This is a genomic window from Algorimicrobium algoritergicola (assembly GCF_008086165.1).
Taxonomy (GTDB): Bacteria; Bacteroidota; Bacteroidia; order Flavobacteriales; family Flavobacteriaceae; genus Algorimicrobium; species Algorimicrobium algoritergicola.
Genome location: NZ_VSKL01000002.1, coordinates 449,205 through 471,370, shown reverse-complemented (window position 1 = coordinate 471,370; position 22,166 = coordinate 449,205). Strand labels below are relative to the sequence as shown.

Genomic DNA, 22,166 nt, shown 5'->3' with positions numbered 1-22,166 from the left:
GTTTTTATTCAATTACAGTTACTAAATCTGTCATAGGTTTTCTAACCTTGACCAAATTTACTAACCAGTCTTCAGTTTCTAGTCTGTATCCTACTGGTAATAAAACCGTACTGCGTAGTCCTTTTTCACGAAGACCTAAAATAGCATCCACAGCATCAGGATCAAAACCCTCTAATGGTGTAGTATCCACGCCTTCAAAAGCAGCTGATGTAATGGCTTGTGAAAAGGCAATATATGCTTGTTTAGCAGCATGATTAAAGTTTTCTTCAGCATCTTTCTGCGGATAAGAACTTAATAACATTTCTCGGTAATTTTCCCAGCCTTCATTTTTAAAACCTCGGATATCATTAGTTAAGTCAAACATATAATTTATGCGATCAGCTGTATATGTATCCCAAGCCGCAAAAACGAGTAGGTGTGAACAATCGGTAATAACCGACTGATTCCAAGCAACAGGTTTAATTTGTTCCTTAATATCTTGGTTTTTGATAACAAAAATTTCGAAAGGTTGTAAGCCACTTGACGTTGGAGCTAATCGAGCCGCTTCTAATATGCGTTCTATTTTTTTGTCTGCTACTTTTTCTCCATTCATGGCCTTTGCAGCATATCTCCAATTTAATTTATCTAATAATTCCATAGGTTTTATTTTTTGTTTTTAATAATGTTAGTTTTCAATTGTTTTTATACTGCTCCAAGCCGATTGAAAGGCTGCATCTATTTGATTTTGATCTAATTCAAAATTGCCACGCTTTTGTGCCATCATTAAAAATGATAATGGATTAATAGCATAGGCATATAATATATAGTTGGATAGAGGCTTTATAACACCTTCCTGTTTTCCACGCTCCCAAAGGTCGAGTAGGGGTTGTAAATGTTTAATTCCTTGTTGCACGCTTGGTTCGTCAATCATGGGTGTGTTATCACATTGCGCTAAAAACGTGGCTTTTTCAAGTTCGGTTTGTTTAAAATCAGCTATGCGTTTCCAAATTGTTTCAAATCCGGCCTCAACAGAAAGTTCATCACTATAAGTAGCAAAGGCATAATCTGTATAAGCGCCTTTCACTTCTAAATAGGTTTTATTTACCAAGTCCTGTTTGTTTTCAAAGTAGATGTATATAGTTGCGGGCGATACGTTGGCCATCTTCGCTATTTTACTCATAGGCGTGGCGTGAAATCCATTATTATTTACCAACTCAATGGTAGCTTTAATAAGGGCGTTGCGTTTATCGATACTTTTCTGAAGTTTTGCCATGTTTTATAATTCTGGTACAAAGATACATTAAAAAATGAATGTTCATTCTTTTTTAACAAATGTTTAGGTTTAAAGATTTAGGCTTGGGACAGGAATAAAAGGCGTATAACGATTAGGTAAAACAACATTTAGCCGTAAACTCTAAAACAATTGATTCTAAAAAAGGTCAATTCTATAAGAGTTGACCTTTTAGTATGAGTATATATTACAATCTATTCAACCACACGTTCCACACGATTAACACTATCTGTTTTGGATAAAGATAAGCGCACAATACAATCAGTGGTACATAACAAATCATGAGGGACATTGGCTTCTAAAGCAATTAAATCGCCTTTTTTAAGCTGTAATTTCTCACCATTTACACCAAATTCTATCGTGCCTTCAAAAATGGATATTACAATAGGAGCAGGTGCTTTATGTTCTTTCATAATTTGGCCTTTGCGCATGATAATTCTGATTTCTTTGGAGTGATCGCTATCAAGAAGCACACTAATAGCTGGTTTATCTGTATTATAAACTAAATTTTCTGTTATAGATGCTGTTTTCATAAATGTATTTTTAAAGATGGATGTTTGTTAATAAATTGTTGGCTATGGTTTTATTGTATTTGTTTCACAAAGGTAAAGCATATTTAATAGCGGACAAAAATATCCGAAATAAAATATGCTTTTATGGTAATCCTGGATTATATAGCTACAAATTTACTATTCGCTAATTAATATAGACTTAACGTTTACAAATTCTTTCATACCAAATCCACCGTGCTCACGACCATAACCAGAATCTTTTACACCACCAAATGGCATTGTAGGATCGGCCAAACCAAAGGAATTGATAAAAACCATTCCCGTATCAAAATGCATTTCAGCTAACTTGGTAGCGCGATCTACATCTTTGGAAAAAATTCCACCACCTAATCCAAAACGGCTGTCATTGGCAATTCGCATGGCGTCTTCTTCATCTTTAGCTTTGATAAGTGATGCAACGGGTCCAAAAAGTTCATCATCGTAAGCTGGTTGTCCTGGTTTTACGTTTTCTAAAACTGTAGCGGGATAGTAATAACCGTCACCTTCCTGCAGTTTTCCTCCACATAGAATTTTTGCTCCTTTTTCAACACTTTCCGTTACTTGTTTATGGATTTTTTCACGTAAATCTTTTCGTGCCATAGGACCTAAGTCTGTCTCTTTTTCATTGGGATTTCCCAATTTAATTTCGCTCATAGCCTTTACAAAAGCGTCTTTGAATTTATCGTAAATGGCATCCACAGCAATAAATCGTTTAGCAGCAATACAGGTTTCACCGTTATTATAAATACGACCCATAACAGATTGTTTTACGGCATTTTCCAAATCAGCATCCTTTAAAATTAGATAAGCATCATTACTTCCTAATTCTAAAACGGTTTTCTTTAAATTTTCACTAGCCAATTTACCAATAGTTTTTCCAGCATCTGGACTACCTGTAAGCGTTACACCTCTCACTAATTTATGTTTTATAACGGTATCTGATTGGTCATGATCTATTACTAAAACGCTAAATAAACCATCTGGTAAACCTGCATTTTTAAATATAGATTCTAAACGTTTGGCCGTTCCAGTAACATTGGCTGCGTGCTTTAATAATACACTATTTCCAGCCATTAAATTGGTAATAGCATAACGTATGACTTGGTAACTTGGGTAATTCCAAGGCTGAATGCCGTAAATAATTCCAATAGGTGCGTAGGTAATAATGCCTTTTCCACCGTTGGATAATTCGCGGGTTTCGTTTTTTAAATTATCGGCTGCAATAGATGCGGAATAATCGCAAATACCAGCACACAATTTTACTTCCTGATGACTTTGTTTAATGAGTTTCCCCATTTCATCGGTCATAAGCTGTGCTAATTCGGACTTTTGATTTATTAATTCTTTTCCTATCGCTTGAATTATTTTACCGCGTGCTTCAATGGATTTTGAACGCCATGCTGTAAATGCTTTGTGAGATTTTTCTATTATTGACTCCACTTCGGAATCGGTCATATAGTTATAGGTTTCCAAAGTTTTTCCGGTGGTTGGATTGCTTGTTGTAAACGTTTTAGTTTTCATAGTTTTTTAAAATTATTTGCTTTCTGGAATATCCAATATTTTTACAGTTTCGCTTTGCTCGTACAAATTCATTTTTAACGCAATTGCATAAAATCGTAAAAAGCAATGAAGCTCTTAACTAGCTGTTGCTTTATAAATTAGGTCTGATTTTCATTTTTATATAAAGGTGTAGAAATCTTAATTTTTGAATCTGCGTAATAAAGAAAATTGGTATATTACATTCAAAATCAATACGATGCCATTATTTTTAGACTTACACGAGCTTCCTGAAGGTATTACAGCTGCACATGTAGCAGAAATGCACCAAGCCGATTTAGATACGGAACACAAGTACAATTGTAGAGGTTTAACCTATTGGTGTGATGAAAAACGGAAAACAGCCTTTTGTTTAATAGAAGCACCAAGCAAACAAGCATTAATTGACTTACATGAAGATGCGCATGGCGCTATTCCCACACGTATTATTGAGGTTAATGACACTATTGTGGAATCTTTTTTAGGTAGAATTGAAGATCCTGAAAAGTCAAAAAATGTGAGCTTAAACATTATTAATGATCCAGCATTTAGAACCATTATGGTTGTTAAAATACAGAACAAAACATTAAGGAATTCTGATATCAGCATCTTAAAGGCAGCGATTAGAGGATATATTACTTCCATAAAATCATGGACAGCTCATTATAATGGTCGACTTGTAAAGCAGGACGGAAACACCTTTCTTATATCTTTTGAGTCGGTAACAGATGCTATAAACTGTGGTATACATGTTCAAGATTCGCATAATAGTATTGTCACGCCAGATTTAGAATTTAAAATAGGCATTAGCGCTGGAATCCCAGTAACGGATAAGGAAGGTATTTTTGAAGATACTATAAAAACATCAGATTATTTATCAGATATAGTCAAAGGAAATTTTTCCATTACAACAGCTATTAAAGATCTTTATGAAGGGGAAAATCAAAATAAGCCAATCCCTAAAAATACAGCTATTCTTGTTCTAACTAGTAATGACGAAGTGTTTATGACACAATTAATGGTTTACACCGAAAAAATTTGGTCACATACAGCCACAAGCGTAAACGATTTTGAAGAAAATTTAGGTTACAGCAAGTCGCAGTTATTCCGAACTATGAAGAAATTGATAGGCAAATCACCCAATACCTTTTTACGTGATTACCGTTTACAAAAAGCTTTAGAATTATTGAATAAACAAGGTTGTAATATTTCGGAAGTAGCTTATCAAACAGGTTTTAGTAGCCCAGCTTATTTTTCTAAATGTTTTAATAAAAAATACGGTATTCTACCTTCAACCTTTATAAATTATAAATAAAATACTGTTTTTCAAGTTGTTAGCTGTTAGTGTGCTCTTGGTCTAAAATTGCTTTTAATTGGTCCAAATGTAGAATGATAGAAAGTTTTTCTATTCTACTTTTGATGAAAACCAATTAAATATAAAATGATGAAAACAAAATTGACATGCGTATTGATTATGATTTTTGCAATTATAATCACAGGTTCTGAACTGCAAGCACAACAAGCAGATGCAAAAATTGATTTAATACAGGACGAGTTTCCAAAAGCGAAACAAGAAGTTATGGAAACCTTTGGAGCTCTTGCACAGAGCATTAAAGATGGTGATATGGATAAGTTAATTTCCTTCCATGCTTATGGACCAAAATTCACTGAATTTAAAAATGGCGAACCAAGAAATGGTAGTGTTGCAAATGAAGCTCATGAACGGAATGTTTTTGGTGCTGTAACCGAAGTGGTGAAATTTGAGGCAAATGATTTAAAAATTGCTGTTTATGGTGATGTTGCTAATCTAACATTTCACTCCGATTTTGAATTAAAATTTGGAAACGACCTCGTGGTTGTTAATGATCAAATAACCCTGTTATTCGTAAAAACAGATGATGGTTGGAAAATGGTACACGAACACCATTCGCCATTAGCAAAATAGGAAGTTAAAAACACCAACACGCAATTTAATATCTAGATAGATGAAAAACTCAATAAAATCAGTCGATTCAGGAATCATAAAAAACTTCAAATCAAAATTAAAGGATAAAGTAATCTTTCCTTCAGATGACAATTATAACAATACTCGCAAAGTGTATAATGCCATGATAGATAAACATCCAGGATTATTTGCCATGTGTGAAAATGTGGAGGACGTTCAAGCGTGTGTAAATTTTGGAAGAGATAACAATGTGTTGGTCGCTATTAGAGGAGGTGGTCACAATGGAGGTGGTTTGGGATTATGTAATGACGGTTTAGTTATTGATTTGTCAGGTATCAAATTTGTAGAAGTAAATACTTCAAACAATACCGTAAAAGTTGGAGGTGGCAATATTTGGAATGAAGTTGATGCAGCCACTCATGAATTTGGATTGGCAATCCCTTCTGGAATGGTATCCTCAACAGGTGTTGGAGGTTTAACCCTTGGTGGTGGTGTTGGCTATTTATCTCGAAAATATGGATTGACCATTGATAATTTATTGGAAGCCGATATGGTTTTAGCTGATGGCTCTTTTGTTACGGTAAACGCCAAGCAAAACACTGATTTATTTTGGGCTATTCGTGGAGGTGGTGGAAACTTTGGCGTGGTAACATCGTTTACTTTTCAAGCTCATCTATTAAAAACAGTTATGGGAGGACCCACTTTCTGGCCAATAGAACGCGTTGAGGAAATTATGAGCTGGTATGATAGTTTTATCCAAAATGCAACCGAGGATTTAAGTGGATTTATTGCAACAATGATAGTCCCAGAATCACCATTTCCAACCGAACTGCATAACAAACAATTTTGCGCCATTGTTTGGTGTTATACTGGTGATGCGGATAAATTTGATGCTTTATTTAAACCTGTGTTAGATTTAAATCCGGTGTTTGCACATGTTGGTGAAATGCCTTACCCCGCTGTACAGAGCATGTTCGACGGATTCTTCCCAACAGGCATGCAGTGGTATTGGAGAGCCGATTTTTTTAATTCATTAACAGCTGAAATATGTGAACAGCATTTAAAATTTGGATCCAATATTCCAACACCATTGTCTCAAATGCATTTATATAATATTAGTGGAGCTGCAAGTAGAGTAGGAGCTGAAGATACCCCTTGGGCTTATAGAAATGCTAAATATGCAGGTGTATATGTTGGTGTGGATCCCGACCCTAAAAATGCAGATAAAATTAGCAAATGGTGCAAATCCTATCAAGAAGCCTTACATCCATATTCTGCAGGTGGTGCCTATTCTAATTTCATGATGGACGAAGGTCAGGATCGTGTAAAAGCGAGCTATAAACACAATTACGACAGATTAGTTAAGATTAAAAGAACCTATGATCCCGAGAATTTATTTCAGGTGAATCAGAATATTAAGCCCTGATGAAAATAGCACGTGGTATCAAGCAATCCATTCCATTCTAGGATACTAAACCAACCAAATTAATAATTTCAGCATTTTATAGTTGCTCATCTCGAATTTACACGTACTTTTGCGCCCTCAAATAAATTTGGTATGAAGCGCATAAACGAATACAAGAAACTCTTTGGAGTTGAAAAGGAATTGGAATTAAAGTCTTTAAAAAAGAGTTACCGTGATTTAGTTAAAGAATGGCATCCAGACAAATTCCAAAATGGTGACGCGCGTCAAGAAGAAGCTGAAATTAATAGTCGAAAGATTATTGATGGCTACCATTTTTTGGTCAGTATTGCACCAGAAACTATTGCTGCAAATTTAGAGGATTACACAGAAACTATTACCAATTCTGGTATTACAGATTATACCCATAAAGGATTATTATTGGAAATTTTCTTTCAAGACGGCTCATCTTATGAGTACTTTGGTGTTACCAAACAAGTGTATATTAAAATGATTAATAGTGATAAGCTAAATCGTTTTGCTAAACGTAGCATTTATCCAAATTACACCTACAGAAGAACCAAGCGAATACTAGAAAACGCATAACATCTGTTACCGATTACTTTTATTTAAAACGTATATATTTAAGCCTTAATTTACTTAAGGCTTACTGGTTTTTAAGGTTGTTAAAAATGGTTAAAAACGTTAATACTACTATAAATAAAAGTTTTATAACTATAAAATTATCTTTTTTTGTTTCGAATAATTAAAAACTTGAAACAATGAAAAAAACTTTACTTTTATCAGCAATTGCCGTTTTAGGATTCTCCCAATTACAGGCTCAAGATATTCATTTTGGTGCTAAAGTGGGCATAAATTTCTCCGATATTTATGGTGATAATACGGGTGCAACAGGTCCAATAACTACCATTATTAATTTTGGAGTTATGGCTGAAAAGTCATTAACTGAAAAATTTTCTATTCAACCAGAAATTATGTATTCCATTCAAGGTTATAGTTTTAATGATGATGTGGTGACACTTAATTATTTGAATCTACCTTTAATGGGGAAATACTATGTAACCAAGGGTTTTAGTATTGAAGCTGGACCACAAATTGGGTTTTTGCTATCTGCCAAGAATGAAGATATAAAGGTGAAAGATAATTTTAATGCTGTAGATTTTGGTATCAATTTTGGTCTCGGTTATAAACTAAATAACGGATTAAACTTTGGAGCTAGATACAATCTTGGATTATCGAATGTTAATGACGTTTCAGGTTCTTCAGATAAAATCAGAAATGGTGTGGTGCAGGTATCCGTGGGATACTTCTTTTTCTAAAACTAGTTTTATTTTTATTATTAGCAAAAGCAAATGAACTCGTATTCAGGATGTTGAAAATGAATCGTTTATTTGCTTTTTTTGTAGAATCAATCCTGATAATTTATGTTTATAAATAACCTTGATTTTCACTAGTAATACTTCAAATGATTTGTATTTTTAAGAAAATAATTTAAAATGAGTAAAGAACAATTTATGAAAGAAGCTGTAAACGCAGCTTTAAAAGGAATGAATAATAACGAAGGTGGACCATTTGGTTGCGTTATTGTTAAAGATGGAAAAATAGTAGGACGTGGAAATAATAAAGTCACTTCTAGTAATGACCCAACGGCACATGCTGAAGTTACGGCTATTAGAGATGCCTGTAAAAATTTAGGCTCATTTCAATTAGATGGTTGTGAAATTTACACGTCTTGTGAACCGTGTCCTATGTGTTTAGGCGCTATTTATTGGGCAAGACCTGATAAAGTTTATTACGGAAGTAGCCAAAGTGATGCTGCTAATATAGGCTTTGATGATGAGTTTATATATAAGGAAATTCCATTACCATATGCAGAGCGAAGCATTCCATTTGAGCAATTTGCACGCGATATTGCTATTGAACCTTTTCAGGAATGGACGAAAAAAATTGATAAAACGGCGTATTAGATTATAGTTAACGTTAGTTCGAGTGTTTCGAGTTTACGAGAAATGTATCGAGAACCTTTGTTACAATAAACCTTCTCGACACAAAATTTCTAAATTGAAATTTCACTCGAACTGACGATATAGTGAAGATTCAATTTTCCTTTCGAAAGGAATTTCTAAAACAAATTGAAATTAAAACATGATCACCTTCATACTAAATAACAAAACCATTAAAACACCAGAACATTCTGGAATGACTTTATTGGATTTTGTGCGATACCAACAACGACTCACAGGCACCAAAATAGGTTGTCGTGAAGGCGATTGTGGTGCATGCACCGTTTTAGTCGGCACTTTAAATGCGAATGGCGTTATAGAGTATCAAACTATTACATCCTGTATTTCACCTTTAGGAAACGCCCATGGTAAGCATATTGTAACGGTTGAAGGCACCAATCTAAAAGACAAATTAACCACGTCTCAAGAGGCCATGAAAGCAAATTACGCCACACAATGCGGTTTTTGCACACCTGGTTTTGTCGTGTCGCTAACAGGTTTTGCATTATCAAATTCGGAAAAAAACTATAGTAATGCTTTAGATGCTATTAGCGGAAACATCTGTAGATGTACAGGTTACAAAGCCATAGAGAAAGCAGCACTTCAAGTGGTTGAAAAATTAGAAAACCACGAAGTTCATTCCTTAGGTTGGTTAATTGATCATGGCTTTATTCCTGAATACTTTAAAAGCATTCCACAACGTTTACTAGATATTGAAGCAAAAAATTTAAATCAGCCCAAAGGAAAATTTGTTTCTGGAGGAACCGATTTATACGTGCAACAGGCAGATCATTTAGCTGATAACGATGTACATTTAATTGCTGAAAAAGATTATTTAAAAGGAATTACGATTAATGACACCATTTGCTCAATTGGAACCAATGCAACGGTTACTGATTTATGGAATCATACGGAACTAAATAACTTGTTACCCAACTTACGAAAACACCTGAAGTTGGTGTCTTCAGAACAAATTAGAAATATGGCTTCCTTTGGTGGAAACCTTGTTAATGCCTCACCAATTGGCGATATGACCATTTTCTTTTTAGCTTTAAATAGTGATGTTACTATTATTGACGAAAATGAAAATGAGCGAACCGTTGCACTTAAAAATTTCTATCAAGACTATAAAAAATTTGATTTAAACGACCGTGAATTGTTAAAGGAAATCCGTTTCAATTTACCAACAAAACAATCCTATTTTAATTTTGAAAAAGTCTGCAAACGTACACATTTAGATATTGCAAGCGTTAATTCGGCTATTCATATTGCAGTAAATGACGATCATATTTCAGAAGTTCATGTGTCTATTGGAGGCGTTGCAGCCATTCCAAAATATTTGCACGAAACCTCTAAATTTTTAAGGGGAAAAGATTTGACTGTTGAAATCATAATGCAAGCGAACAAAATCCTTCAATCTGAAATCTCCCCAATTAGTGATGTTCGTGGCACAAGTGATTATAAGCGATTGTTGGCAAGACAATTATTTTTCGCACATTTTACCACGTTATTTCCAAAGCAATTCACTTTAAACGATTTTGTTCAACATGCATAAAAACAAACCACATACCAACTTAGATTCTAAACTTGATGCCGTTACAAAATCATTAAAAAACAGCGTTAAAAATAGAGATTCGTACACGCATGTTCGTGGTGAATCACTCTATGTGGACGATGTCAATATCAGACAAGGTACCTTTCATGCTGTTGTTTATGATTCGCCAAAAGCGCATGGAAAAATTATAAGTATCGATTATTCTAAAGCAGAAGCATTGGAAGGTGTCGAACGTATTTTTACCTATAAAGATATTCCTGGTGTCAATGAAATTGGAGGTATCATTGCAGATGAACCACTTTTTGCTGAAAACGAGGTCCATTTTTGGGGTATGCCAATTGCTTTAATTGTTGCTGAAACTGAATTTATTGCCAGACAAGCCAGACAATTAATTGCCATTGAAATTGAAGAATTACCAGTGATTACAACGGCTAAAGAAGCCAAAGCAAAAGGGAGTTTTATAAATGCGCCTAGATCATTCAGTTTAGGAGACACTGAAAAAACATTTGCCAATTGTGAGTATGTGTTTGAAGGCGAAACTTTTTCAAACGGACAAGAACATTTATATATTGAAACACAAGGTGCCTATGCCGAACCATTGGAAAATGGGAATATAAAAATCACATCCTCTACGCAAGGCCCAACTGCTGTACAAGCCACAACAGCGCGCGTTTTAGGTATTGCCATGCATAAAATTGAAATTGATGTAACCAGACTTGGTGGTGGTTTTGGTGGTAAAGAAGACCAAGCAACTCCTTGGGCTGTTATGGCAGCTTTAGCAACGTATCATTTAAATCAATCGGTTAAATTGGTGTTGAATCGTCATGATGATTTACGCATGACAGGCAAACGACATCCGTATGAAAGTTCTTATAAAATAGGTTTATCTAAAGACTTAAAAATTTTAGCTTACCAAGCGGAGTTTCTTCAGAATTCTGGTGCTGCAGCCGATTTATCGCCAGCCATAGCTGAACGCACCCTATTTCACGCGACGAATAGTTATTATGTGCCAAACGTGAGTACAACCGTTTTAAGTTGTAAAACCAATTTACCTCCAAACACGGCGTTTCGAGGTTTTGGTGGACCACAAGGTATGTTCGTCATTGAATCTGCTATTGCAAAAGCGGCTCATGAAATTGGTGTGTCTTCTAAAACTATTCAAGAAGCAAATCTATTAGATGAAAACGATATGTTTTCTTATGGACAAATTGCCAAACAAGTAGAAGCGAAAAATTCATGGAATTCGGCAAAATCAGTATTTAATAGTGACGCATTGGAGCTGGAGGTGGCTGATTTTAATAAATTGAATTCTGACTTTAAAAAAGGCATCGCTTTTATGCCAATAACTTTTGGTATTTCATTTACGAATACACCAATGAATCATGCGCGCGCTTTGGTTCATATTTATTTGGATGGAAGTGTTGGCATCAGCACGGCCGCTGTAGAAATGGGACAAGGTGTTAATACGAAGATGATGCAAATTGCAGCTGATATATTTTCCGTTCCTATTGAAAAAATCAAGATAGAAACGACCAATACAACCCGAGTTGCTAATACGTCGCCATCAGCTGCTAGTTCTACTGCAGATTTAAATGGAAAAGCAACGCAAATGGCATGTAACGCTTTGGTTGAGCGACTGAAAATAGTAGCTTCAGAAGCATTGGATGTTTCAGAAATAGACATCACCTTACAAGATGAATTTATTTATGTCAACCATAAAAAATCTGATTTATCATGGACTGAACTTATCAGTAAAGCCATGTTAAAACGTGTAGCTTTAACGGAAAATGCCCATTATGCCACACCAGAAATTCACTTTGATAAAACCAAGGAAAAAGGCCATCCGTTTGCATATCATGTGTATGGAACAGCTATTATTACCACAACAGTAGATTGCACACGTGGTACATATGAATTTGATAGCGTGAAAATGGTTCACGATTACGGAAAAAGTATGAGTGAAGGGATTGATTTAGGTCAAGTGGAAGGTGCTTTAATTCAAGGTATTGGTTGGATGACGATGGAAGAAATTGCGTATAATGAAGACGGAAAATTACTTTCGAACGCCTTATCAACTTATAAAATTCCAGATTTGTTTTCGGTGCCTAAAATTGTTGAAACCATTCCTTTAGAAACTGAAGGTCATGAGCAAGCTATTTTAAAATCGAAAGCCGTTGGTGAACCCCCTTTAATGTATGGTATTGGTGCTTATTTTGCACTTCAAAATGCAATTAAAGCCTTTAATCCGAATTATAATTTAAAGTTTCATGCACCAATGACACCAGAAAAAGTATTGATGAGTCTTTATCAAAAATAATCACTTTCTAAATCTTCAGTCTTTATAAGGGAATATTCAGAAATAGTATAATGTTCTAAAACAGCTTCTAATAAATAATCTCGAACCACTAGAATTACATGGTGTTCCTCGTCCAATTGAAATTTTGAAATCAATTGTTCAGCAGATTCATGCAACCCATCATTTTTCAATTCTAATTTTCCAATTTCATCAATAATGATATGCGTTTTAGGGTTTTCAGAAGCAATCGACATTAAATACGTATTGGCCTTATCAAAAGCGGATTTTAAAAACCGAAAGTTTCCAATTTGAATAATTTTTTCAGTTTCAACTTCAGTTCCTATTTCAAGCTCAAATTCTACTTCAGATTGTATCTTAAAAAAATACCGTTTGCCAACCGAATTATCGGGACATAGCAAGCCATCTACATCTTGTCTGTTTTTAAACCAATTGACGAGAGCTGTTGTTTTTCCTGATCTGATGGCTCCTGTTAAGATGTATATCATTCCGTTGGAGTTTTAAAATGAATACAATTAGAAATACTATTCGCCATAAAATATTTAAACCGCGTATAGCCTTTTAAATGTTTGGTTTCTTTCCAGGTATAGGACATAATTTGTCTGAAATATGGAAACAAATCCATCGCATTGGTGATATCTTCTTGATATTTTGATTCTTTATGATTGAGGTACTTTCGAATTAACTTCAAAACAAAAGGTCCTAAAACTAGATACCAAATCATTAAAATAAAGAAACTACGTAGAATAATATAAATCGCTTTTTGCCAGCCAAATAAAGTACCGCCAAAAAGGGTGAAAGCTAAAACAATAATAGCAATGGTTATGAGCCAAACCCAAATGATTTTTGATGAATAATTGCGTTTTGGTTTTTTAGTATTATTAGCTTGAGTTACTGGTTCTAAATAAAAATCTGTGTTTGCTTTGGTTGCAATAATTCCAATCATACGATTGATAAAAAGTCCAGCTAGCAAGCCACAAACACCATAAATAAACAAATACAATCCAATCAAAACGGATGTCGTAGATGTTTCGGTTAGGAGATTCATTTTGTTCTGAATCCATGACCCATAGATGTTGATGGCTTCCCAAAATTCGGTTCCATAAATAATAGTCAAGGTTAATAGTTTTTGCAGTGCCGACTGTAAAAAGGTAACCATTCCTAAAACAATCAACGTAAAACTATGCCATGAGAAATTGGAAAATAAGAATGCTGCTAGAACCGCTTGAAAACTTACGGATATATAGGCTGTAAAAGGCGAGTAGGGACTAACCGCCATTTTGATAATTAACACAATAACCAAAGCTTTTAGAATGGATTGCCATTTATTTTCGGCATAAAAGGCAATCAAACTAATTAATAAAATAGCGATTCCACCAACAATCAATCCTGTAAATGGCGAATTGAATACATGTAAAAAACCACCTAAACCAGATTCGTTTAAAGCCCAAAGTGCCGTTAGTCTGTCTATAATGAGTTTATTGTTTTTCATGTGTACCTCCTGCGAAAGCAGGAATCTCTTTAAGATTTTTGCTTTAACTTATAGTGCACTTGAAGCAGTTGAGCAACCACACTTATAGCAATTTCTTTTGGTGTATCGCCTCCAATATCTAATCCAATAGGACAAACGACATGGGTCATACCATCAGGAATATTCATCTCTTTAATAAGCATATTGTTAAAGCGTACCTTTTTGGTTTTACTTCCAATTAACCCCAAAAACTTGGTTTCTTTTAATAAAGCCATACTTATGATATCAAAATCAACCGCATGATTATGAGTTAGCACTAAAACATAACAATTTTTTCCCCACCTTACCGCATCTGCAAAAGTTTTGAAATCGGTTTCAGATACCTGGCGTGTTGAAATACGTGTATCCAATTCCAAATTAGAAAACCAATCAGCGCGCGAATCGATAAGCGTAACGTTAAACGGCGTGCCAATTAGTAATTTGGCAATCTCAACACCAATATGGCCTGCGCCAAACAAAAATAAGTTGGGTGATTGGTTCATAGGTTCTATAATAAATTCAACTTTTCCGCCACAGCATTGTTCAAACTCGGGTCCTAAAGTATAGCTGGATTCTATAATTCTATTTTCATTGAGTGCGGTCATGGCTTCTTTCATAGCCAAAAATTCCAATTTTCCACCACCAATTGTTCCATGCAAATCTTGGTTGTTCGTTATAATCATTCTGGAACCCACCACACAAGGTGTTGACCCTAAACACTTGGTTACAGTTACAAGCGCAACAGGTTGTTGCTTTTTTTTAAATTCTGATAATAGGTCAATCCAATTAGTCATAGCTCATTAAATGAGACTTTAAATGTAAGGTTTTTTGATATAAATTTTATCATGATATATGGATGTTTGGAAGTGTTTTAGAATTAAATGGTATAATTTAAAACTGCCATTCTTTATTTTTATAGGTAAACTTCTCAATGACTAGAATTATGTAATTTATGAATTTAACTCGTAAAGTATCTAGATATTCAAAATTCAATTGGATAAGAGTCGCGAACTCGAAAATTGTTAATATTTTAATGTATGTAATGTTCAATTTTTTTGTAAATTTCATGGTATGAAGTTAATAGCATAAATTATAAGGTTGACGCACTCATAGTTTTCTAATTAGTTTCTAGTAATTTTTCTCCCCAAATCTTCCGATTGTTATATTCCCATTCCTTTTTTGAGAATCAGGGAAAGTTTTTATTTAAATATCAATATTAAATATATGATCAATATGAAATCCGCTCTAAAAACTTTTAATTCAGCAATTTATATAAAATATATATTTTATATATTATTTCTATTTTTTTCTATATCAATTTATTCGCAGGAAATAATGTTTTCTGAAAGCAGAGGTTTTTATGAATCTCCATTTAATTTAGAACTTACTACTAATATGATAGATGGTTCTATTAGATATACTATAGACGGCTCTATTCCTTCTACAACTGCAGGGATACCTTATAATGGCATGCCTATTCCTATAAATTCTACCGTAGTAATAAGAGCTATTGCCTATTCCACAACAGAACAATCAAATATACCAACACATACCTTTTTATTTCTTAATGATGTGCTTCAGCAACCTGCCACAATTGTGGGTTGGCCAAATAATAGTTACAATATAGGCGCTAATGGTCAGCAGGCGACCCATGATTATGAAATGGATCCCAATGTTGTAAATGATCCTGCTTATACGGATGAAATAATTCCGGGACTTCTGTCTATTCCAACAATGTCTATTGTTATGGATCAAGGTGATTTTTGGTCAATGTATGATGGTGAAGCCGGTTTTGATGGATCCGTAGAAATATTGTACCCAAATAGCGGCTATCCAAATGAACAATTTGATACCGAACTGGAATCACATAGTCACCTACGTCTTAAGCGTTCAATGAAATTAGATATTAATAATAGTATAACGTCTAATCTTTTAAGAGCAAATCCTGTTATTGGAAATTCTGCCACTACAAATTTCACGGACACAAAATTTGTCCTTCGAGCAGGAAATAATCGCGCATGGTCAAGAAACTGGAATCCTGATAGAACAGCTTTTGCAAGAGATGAATGGTATCGGGCTTCGCAGATAGCATCCTCTGGAATAGGCATGCGTGGTACGTTTGTACACCTCTATGTAAATGGATTATATTGGGGGCTTTATAACCCTGTGCAAAGGCAAGATGCCGGTTTTATGACCTCATATTTTGGGGGTGAAATAGCCGACTGGATGACGCTTAATCAGAATGGTGTTAAAAGTGGAGATCCAACAAGATTTGAATACCTCACAACAACATTAGTCAATCAAGATATGACCATTGAAACTAATTATACGGAAGCAAAGGAATATATAGATGTTGAGAAATTTATAGATTACTTAATAATTACTTGGTGTATGGGCGTTAATGATTGGCCATCCAATAACTTTTATGGTGGAAATCGGAATACTCCTGCCGAACCTTTTAACTATTATGCTTGGGATGGCGAGTGGTCTTTTGACACGAGCGGCAATTCCAATGATGGCGCTTGGGTTCATCCATACTTTAGAAATAATGTTGCAGGCGTTGAACCTATATCCAAAATATGGCACAGTTTGCGCATGAATTCAGATTTTATGGCACTTTTTGTAGATCGCGTAAATTCTCAATTTTTTAACAATGGGCCACTTTCAGATAACGCATCAAGAGAAAGATGGGCAGCTATAACCTCATTCATAGCGTCAGCTGTTATTGGCGAGTCGGCACGCTGGGGCGACGGATTAGAAGATGGTATTACTCGGACGAGAGATGATGATTGGCTGCCAGAAGTACGCCGTATAGATGCGCTTATGGATGGGAATGCGGATCGTTTTCTAAATGCACTAAGGAATGAAGGCTATTATCCTGATTTAAATCCAGTAATATTTAATAGGCCTGGCGGATCAGTCAGCGCTAGTTTTGAGTTGGAAATGATCAATCCAAATGCTTCAGGCACTATTTATTATACGACAGATGAATCAGATCCCAGATTGCCAAATGGTGATATTTCCGCTTCGGCAATATCCTATTCCTCCGCGATTGCTATACCGCAAATAGACATGCTAACTGTTATTGCACGAGTTAAGGATGGTAATGAATGGAGTGGAAGTACCATAGGGTCCTATGCCGTTCTAGAAATGTATATTAATGAGTTTATGGCAAGTAATGCTACGGGAATCACCGATGAATCTGGAGCATATGAAGATTGGATTGAGTTTTATAACGCGGGCATTTTACCTGTTGATATAGGCGGTATGTATATAACCGATGATCTAATTGATTTAACAAAATGGCAAATTCCTCAAAATGCACCCGCAGCGACCACTATTCTCGCAGGAGGATTTCTTCAAGTTTGGGCAGATAACCAACCAGAAGAAGGTCCTTTACACATGAATATAAAATTGAGTGGGAGCGGAGAATCCATAGCTATTTCAATACAAGGAAATTCAGTGCTGGAGACGATTGATTCCTATGTTTTTGGTATTCAAAATACAGATGTTTCAACAGGAAGGTACACGGATGGCCAAGATAACTATGTTACGTTTAATAATCCAACCCCTGGGGCATCTAATGAATTAGGGTTTATATCTGGAATTTATATAAATGAATTTATGGCTAGCAACATCAATGGAATAACAGATGAAATAGGTGAATATGAAGATTGGATCGAAATATATAATAGTAATAGTTTACCAGTGGATATTGGCGGTATGTATATAACGGATAATCTTAGTAATCCATTGTTACATCAAATCCCCTCTGACAATCCTGGCGCAACTACTATTCCCGCTGGAGGTTTTTTGATTCTCTGGGCAGATAATGAGCCGTTAGAAGGAACATTGCATGTAGGCTTTGAACTTTCTAGTAGTGGCGAGTCTATTGGCCTTAGTCAGGTTATCGGAAGCAGTCAGCAATTTATTGACTCATTGACATATACGGCTCAAACAGATGATATTTCTACAGGTAGGGAACCTGATGGTGGAGCCATTATAAGAACCTATTTTCTACCAACACCAGGCGCATCTAATATTGTTCCGTTTATTACAGGCCTTTCTATAAATGAGGTTTTAGCTAGTAACAGCACGTCTATAGTTGATAATTATGGCGAGAACGACCCGTGGATAGAAATTTACAATTTAAATAGCAACCCCGTTAATATTGGAGGTTTATATGTGAGTAATTCGGAAGCAAATTTAACACTTTGGCAGATACCAACAACCAATTCATCCGTAACCACTATTCCAGCTGGCGGTTTTATTACGCTTTGGGCAGATAACCAAACATCGCAAGGTGAATTACACCTTCCTTTTATTTTAAATGTTAATGGCGGAACCGTTTTAATTTCAGATAATATAGGTGGGGAAGTTTCAATTATTAATTCCATGATATACCAATCGCAAATCGCTAATGTTTCAGTTGGTCGATATCCCGATGCATCACAACAGTATAAATCATTTAATGTCCCGACTCCTAATGATAATAACGTACTGCCATTAGTAACCAATATTTTTATTAATGAATTTCTTGCAGGAAACGCCATAACGAATGTTGATGATTTTGGCGAATTTGAAGATTGGGTTGAATTATATAATGCAGGCACCACAGCAGTAGATGTAGGAGGATTGTTTTTAGTAGATGATTTGAATGATGTTTCACCATTTCAAATCCCTACTACTTCGCCATCTGAAACGACAATTGCTGCTGGAGAATTTTTGTTGCTATGGTGTGACAACCAGCCGTCTCAAGGTGTTTTGCATATGAATATAAAATTAAGCGGCGGCGGTGAGCAAATTGGTTTACTACAAATAAATGCGAATGACAGACACTTTGTGGATTCTCTTACGTATTTGGAACAGGTAGATGATGTTTCGGAAGGTCGAGAAACCGATGGCGAAGAACCTTTTGTTTTCTTTTCAACACCTACGCCTAATGCCTCTAACAATGGTGGCACGTTATCTGTTTTAAATTTGGAATTAGATGGCGCTATCTCCTTGTATCCAAACCCAACAACAGGTTTATTGTATATTAAAGGTGATTTAAAAAATGTTAAACAACTAGAAATTTATACCATTCTAGGAAAACAGGTCATGCAGATAAAAGAAAATTTCCAAGAGATAAATATAGACACATTGCCCGCGGCTATTTATTTTTTAAGATTACATTCAGAAAACGGAATTATGACCTTCAGATTGATTAAGGAATGAAATTAGTCTAGTACTTTTCATACCATTCATTCTGCAATCATTATAGATAATAATAAAAATAAGGGATTGAACCATTTCAATTCCAAAACATCCTTCACTTTATAAGCGTTTTAGGAATATTGAATTCCTGAATATTTTACAAAACTAGAGGTATTAGCTAGGCGATAGATTATTTTGTTATTGAATTTTGATTTGAGGTTAACTTTAAAAGTAAACTCTATCTTCATGTAAATAACCTCTTACCGTCTTATTTTTTCTTATTAATTTTCAGTGTTATATGGATTTTTAATGTCCACTTTTCACAAAACATTAAGCTAACTAATTTGCCACATTTCATAACAAAGGACTACTTTTGCCCTTTGTTATCAGTAGGTCATTTCATGGCGACTTATAACAATATTTTCGAGATTTCGAAAACAAGTGACTGCATTTTAAAAACTATGGGAAAACTAGACGAAAACGGATTGAATAAAGCCTCACGAATATGGTTGCTGGTAGGAATTTTATTCATTGCAGTAAATTTAAGGCCTGCACTTTCAAGCATTGGACCATTAATCGATATGATTCGACAAGATGTTGGACTTTCAGAAACCTTACTAGGTTTACTTACTACGTTACCACTTATTGCTTTTGGTGTTGTTTCTACAATCACACCATTATTTACAAAGCGTTTTGGAATTGGAAATACACTACTAGGCTCATTAATTTTATTGGCTGTTGGAATTATAATTCGTTCCATAGGTGGCGTTTTCGAATTGTATTTGGGAACTATCTTTTTAGGAATTGCCATTGCTTTTGGAAACGTGTTAATTCCTGCCATGATAAAAAGAAATTTTCCCCACAAAGCTGGATTAGTAACAAGTTTATACTCTGGAATCATGTCACTTGGTGCTGCCTTTGCTGCAGGATTAAGTGTTCCTTTAGCTATGGAAATGAATTTAGGCTGGCGAGGCTCCTTGGGAGTTTGGGCCGTTTTAGCGGTTATAGCTGTAATCATTTGGATTCCTAATCTGAAACGGATTAATCGAACAGTTCCTAACCGAAGTTTTAAGGAAGCCATGAAGAAATTAAGTGGTTCCAAGTTGGTTTGGAAATTGGCTCTATATATGGGATTTCAATCTTTCGCCTTTTATGTTATTTTAGCCTGGTTACCCGCCATACTTATGGATCGTGGTTATGATGCTTCCTATGCGGGATGGATGCTTTCTTTATCTCAAGCTACAGGAATTATTGGTGCTATTTTTATTCCTATTTGGGCTGGTTCACGAAAAGATCAACGTTTGGTTATTGTATCATTAGTTATTGTTGAAGTCATTGCTTTATTAGGACTCCTATTTCCTGAAATCGGTTTTACAGAAGTATGGGTTGGACTTATAGGAATGGTTTTAGGGGGTACATTTGGATTAGCACTGTTGCTAATTGTTTTGCGCTCTGATGATGCCGAAACAGCTGCCGAATTGTCTGGAATTGTACAATCTATTGGCTATTTTATAGCTGCAACAGGTCCTTTTATAGTGGGTGTTATTTATGATTTAACGGATGCGTGGCATTATGCATTAATATTATTAGTAGTGATTTCATTCATTAAATTGACTATGGGCATTGGCGTTGGAAAGGATAGTAAAGTTTAAATAAATCTTGGTGTTTGTCTACATTCCATGATTTTATTGGCCTTTACGTCACAAACAGTTCGGAAATCGGCCAAAAGCAGCAAATAGTACCATACGAATGTGCCATAAAGGCGTTAATTATTGGTGGTATGTTATTTGATGTTTTCTAATTGAACCCGGCATAACGAATTAAATTCCTATGAAAACAAAACAAACAGCATATTCTATTTTAGACCTTGCTTTAGTATCTAAAGATCATACACTCAAACAAACGTACAATAATGCTTTACAATTAGCTCAAAACGCAGAAACCTTTGGCTATACACGCTATTGGTTGGCAGAACACCACAATGCACCTAATATTGGAAGTAGCGCAACGGCTGTATTAATTGGCTATGTTGCTGAAGGAACCAAAACACTGCGTATAGGTTCTGGAGGAATTATGCTACCCAATCATTCCCCATTAATTATAGCCGAACAATTTGGAACTTTAGGGTCTCTTTATCCAAACCGAATTGATTTAGGTTTGGGAAGAGCGCCAGGAACCGATAGAGAAACAGCACAAGCCATCCGTTCCGATTTTATGCAAGCAGCGCATTCATTTCCAGATGAATTAGAGAAATTAGAACAGTACTTTTCTTCTGGAAATTCAAAATCTAAAGTTCGCGCTACAGTAGCTGAAGGTGTGGATGTACCTCTTTATATTTTAGGTTCTAGTACAGATAGCGCTCATTTAGCGTCCAAAAAAGGATTGCCTTATGCGTTTGCCAGTCACTTTGCAACAACACATTTGTGGGATGCTATTGCTATTTACAGAAAAGAATTTCAACCATCTAAAGCGTTGCAAGAGCCTTATGTAATGGCAGGAATCAATATTATTGTAGCGGATACAGATGAAGAAGCACAGCGCCTTTCAACCTCATTAATCCGTATGATTTTGGGTATATTTACAGGTAAACGCGATTTTGTACCACCACCAACAGATATGACTGCTGAATATGAAGAGATATTACAGCATCCGCAAATCCATCAAATGTTGAAATATTCTTTTATTGGAAGTAAAGCGACTGTAAAAGCGCAGGTGAAAGAATTTATGGAAAAAACCCAAGCAGACGAACTGATTGCTGTGACCAATATTTATGATGGGAAAGACAGAATCCGATCCTATGAATTGTTTGCGGAAATTATGAAGGAGTTGAACGCGTAATTATTAGCGCTTTCATTGAAATGAA

General features: G+C 35.2%; 18 protein-coding genes. 11 read left to right on the top strand and 7 right to left on the bottom strand.

The genetic code is table 11. From position 1 onward, the window contains the following. Positions 1-4: 4 nt before the first annotated feature. The 4 genes from ES675_RS08105 to ES675_RS08090 all read right to left on the bottom strand — a co-directional run bounded on the left by ES675_RS08105 (position 5) and on the right by ES675_RS08090 (position 3,342). The gene (locus tag ES675_RS08105) at positions 5-637 is read right to left on the bottom strand and encodes an NAD(P)H-dependent oxidoreductase (RefSeq protein ID WP_066247929.1); all 633 of its coding nucleotides are present in this window, start codon (positions 635-637) and stop codon (positions 5-7) included. A gap of 27 nt (positions 638-664) precedes the next feature. Next, complete coding sequence (locus ES675_RS08100; RefSeq protein ID WP_066247927.1) at positions 665-1,252, bottom strand: TetR/AcrR family transcriptional regulator; 588 nt, start codon at positions 1,250-1,252, stop codon at positions 665-667. Positions 1,253-1,464: 212 nt separating this feature from the next. Next, complete coding sequence (locus ES675_RS08095) at positions 1,465-1,803, bottom strand: cupin domain-containing protein (RefSeq protein ID WP_066247925.1); 339 nt, start codon at positions 1,801-1,803, stop codon at positions 1,465-1,467. A 156-nt stretch (positions 1,804-1,959) separates the two neighbouring features. Further along, entirely contained in the window at positions 1,960-3,342 is a 1,383-nt protein-coding gene (locus tag ES675_RS08090; protein ID WP_066247923.1) for an NAD-dependent succinate-semialdehyde dehydrogenase, read from the bottom strand. A 235-nt stretch (positions 3,343-3,577) separates the two neighbouring features. Here ES675_RS08090 and ES675_RS08085 point away from each other — a divergent pair, with 235 nt between their 5' ends. From ES675_RS08085 to ES675_RS08050, 8 genes are all read left to right on the top strand, one after another. After that, positions 3,578-4,672, top strand: coding sequence for a nickel-binding protein (locus ES675_RS08085; RefSeq protein WP_066248113.1), 1,095 nt, complete (start codon positions 3,578-3,580; stop codon positions 4,670-4,672). A gap of 126 nt (positions 4,673-4,798) precedes the next feature. Further along, positions 4,799-5,302: a YybH family protein gene (locus ES675_RS08080; RefSeq protein WP_246126232.1), complete on the top strand. Its 504-nt coding sequence runs from the start codon at positions 4,799-4,801 to the stop codon at positions 5,300-5,302. Between the two features lie 40 nt (positions 5,303-5,342). After that, positions 5,343-6,728: an FAD-binding oxidoreductase gene (locus ES675_RS08075; RefSeq protein WP_066247919.1), complete on the top strand. Its 1,386-nt coding sequence runs from the start codon at positions 5,343-5,345 to the stop codon at positions 6,726-6,728. Between the two features lie 132 nt (positions 6,729-6,860). Continuing rightward, positions 6,861-7,310 (top strand): KTSC domain-containing protein, encoded by a 450-nt coding sequence (locus ES675_RS08070; protein ID WP_066247917.1) that lies wholly within the window; start codon positions 6,861-6,863, stop codon positions 7,308-7,310. A 176-nt stretch (positions 7,311-7,486) separates the two neighbouring features. Next, the gene (locus tag ES675_RS08065; RefSeq protein ID WP_066247915.1) at positions 7,487-8,044 is read left to right on the top strand and encodes a porin family protein; all 558 of its coding nucleotides are present in this window, start codon (positions 7,487-7,489) and stop codon (positions 8,042-8,044) included. Positions 8,045-8,221: 177 nt separating this feature from the next. Beyond that, entirely contained in the window at positions 8,222-8,692 is a 471-nt protein-coding gene (locus ES675_RS08060) for a nucleoside deaminase (protein WP_066247913.1), read from the top strand. 178 nt (positions 8,693-8,870) lie between these two features. Then, a complete protein-coding gene (locus tag ES675_RS08055) occupies positions 8,871-10,283 on the top strand; it encodes an FAD binding domain-containing protein (protein WP_066247911.1) in 1,413 nt (470 codons plus the stop codon). Beyond that, positions 10,276-12,600 carry a xanthine dehydrogenase molybdopterin binding subunit gene (locus ES675_RS08050; protein WP_066247908.1) on the top strand — a complete coding sequence of 775 codons (2,325 nt, stop codon included), beginning with the start codon at positions 10,276-10,278 and terminating at the stop codon, positions 12,598-12,600. Before ES675_RS08055 ends, ES675_RS08050 begins: the two co-directional genes overlap by 8 nt. On the opposite strand, the gene ES675_RS08045 is transcribed toward ES675_RS08050, so the two are convergent. Genes ES675_RS08045 through xdhC form a run of 3 tightly spaced genes read right to left on the bottom strand, consistent with a single transcriptional unit; the run spans position 12,591 to position 14,901 of the window. After that, positions 12,591-13,085, bottom strand: a complete 495-nt coding sequence (locus ES675_RS08045; RefSeq protein WP_066247906.1) for a nucleoside-triphosphatase — start codon at positions 13,083-13,085, stop codon at positions 12,591-12,593. The genes ES675_RS08050 and ES675_RS08045 overlap by 10 nt on opposite strands. Continuing rightward, on the bottom strand, positions 13,082-14,089 hold the full coding sequence (locus tag ES675_RS08040) for a hypothetical protein (protein WP_066247905.1): 1,008 nt from the start codon (positions 14,087-14,089) through the stop codon (positions 13,082-13,084). Before ES675_RS08040 ends, ES675_RS08045 begins: the two co-directional genes overlap by 4 nt. 29 nt (positions 14,090-14,118) lie before the next feature. Further along, entirely contained in the window at positions 14,119-14,901 is a 783-nt protein-coding gene (gene xdhC, locus ES675_RS08035) for a xanthine dehydrogenase accessory protein XdhC (RefSeq protein ID WP_066247903.1), read from the bottom strand. A 541-nt stretch (positions 14,902-15,442) separates the two neighbouring features. Here xdhC and ES675_RS08030 point away from each other — a divergent pair. The 3 genes from ES675_RS08030 to ES675_RS08020 all read left to right on the top strand — a co-directional run bounded on the left by ES675_RS08030 (position 15,443) and on the right by ES675_RS08020 (position 22,141). Beyond that, complete coding sequence (locus tag ES675_RS08030) at positions 15,443-19,324, top strand: lamin tail domain-containing protein (RefSeq protein WP_066247901.1); 3,882 nt, start codon at positions 15,443-15,445, stop codon at positions 19,322-19,324. Positions 19,325-19,764: 440 nt separating this feature from the next. Continuing rightward, positions 19,765-20,955, top strand: a complete 1,191-nt coding sequence (locus ES675_RS08025; RefSeq protein ID WP_066248111.1) for a CynX/NimT family MFS transporter — start codon at positions 19,765-19,767, stop codon at positions 20,953-20,955. 178 nt (positions 20,956-21,133) lie between these two features. Beyond that, entirely contained in the window at positions 21,134-22,141 is a 1,008-nt protein-coding gene (locus tag ES675_RS08020; protein ID WP_066247899.1) for an LLM class flavin-dependent oxidoreductase, read from the top strand. Positions 22,142-22,166 lie beyond the last annotated feature (25 nt).

Bases quoted from the DNA above. Each gene is read 5' to 3' on its own strand.
- ES675_RS08025 (WP_066248111.1), top strand. From the start codon at position 19,765: ATGGGAAAACTAGACGAAAACGGATTGAATAAAGCCTCACGAATATGG.
- ES675_RS08105 (WP_066247929.1), bottom strand. From the start codon at position 637: ATGGAATTATTAGATAAATTAAATTGGAGATATGCTGCAAAGGCCATG.
- ES675_RS08100 (WP_066247927.1), bottom strand. From the start codon at position 1,252: ATGGCAAAACTTCAGAAAAGTATCGATAAACGCAACGCCCTTATTAAA.
- ES675_RS08085 (WP_066248113.1), top strand. From the start codon at position 3,578: ATGCCATTATTTTTAGACTTACACGAGCTTCCTGAAGGTATTACAGCT.
- ES675_RS08045 (WP_066247906.1), bottom strand. From the start codon at position 13,085: ATGATATACATCTTAACAGGAGCCATCAGATCAGGAAAAACAACAGCT.
- ES675_RS08095 (WP_066247925.1), bottom strand. From the start codon at position 1,803: ATGAAAACAGCATCTATAACAGAAAATTTAGTTTATAATACAGATAAA.
- ES675_RS08090 (WP_066247923.1), bottom strand. From the start codon at position 3,342: ATGAAAACTAAAACGTTTACAACAAGCAATCCAACCACCGGAAAAACT.
- xdhC (WP_066247903.1), bottom strand. From the start codon at position 14,901: ATGACTAATTGGATTGACCTATTATCAGAATTTAAAAAAAAGCAACAA.
- ES675_RS08080 (WP_246126232.1), top strand. From the start codon at position 4,799: ATGATGAAAACAAAATTGACATGCGTATTGATTATGATTTTTGCAATT.
- ES675_RS08060 (WP_066247913.1), top strand. From the start codon at position 8,222: ATGAGTAAAGAACAATTTATGAAAGAAGCTGTAAACGCAGCTTTAAAA.
- ES675_RS08075 (WP_066247919.1), top strand. From the start codon at position 5,343: ATGAAAAACTCAATAAAATCAGTCGATTCAGGAATCATAAAAAACTTC.
- ES675_RS08065 (WP_066247915.1), top strand. From the start codon at position 7,487: ATGAAAAAAACTTTACTTTTATCAGCAATTGCCGTTTTAGGATTCTCC.
- ES675_RS08020 (WP_066247899.1), top strand. From the start codon at position 21,134: ATGAAAACAAAACAAACAGCATATTCTATTTTAGACCTTGCTTTAGTA.
- ES675_RS08055 (WP_066247911.1), top strand. From the start codon at position 8,871: ATGATCACCTTCATACTAAATAACAAAACCATTAAAACACCAGAACAT.
- ES675_RS08040 (WP_066247905.1), bottom strand. From the start codon at position 14,089: ATGAAAAACAATAAACTCATTATAGACAGACTAACGGCACTTTGGGCT.
- ES675_RS08030 (WP_066247901.1), top strand. From the start codon at position 15,443: ATGTTTTCTGAAAGCAGAGGTTTTTATGAATCTCCATTTAATTTAGAA.
- ES675_RS08050 (WP_066247908.1), top strand. From the start codon at position 10,276: ATGCATAAAAACAAACCACATACCAACTTAGATTCTAAACTTGATGCC.
- ES675_RS08070 (WP_066247917.1), top strand. From the start codon at position 6,861: ATGAAGCGCATAAACGAATACAAGAAACTCTTTGGAGTTGAAAAGGAA.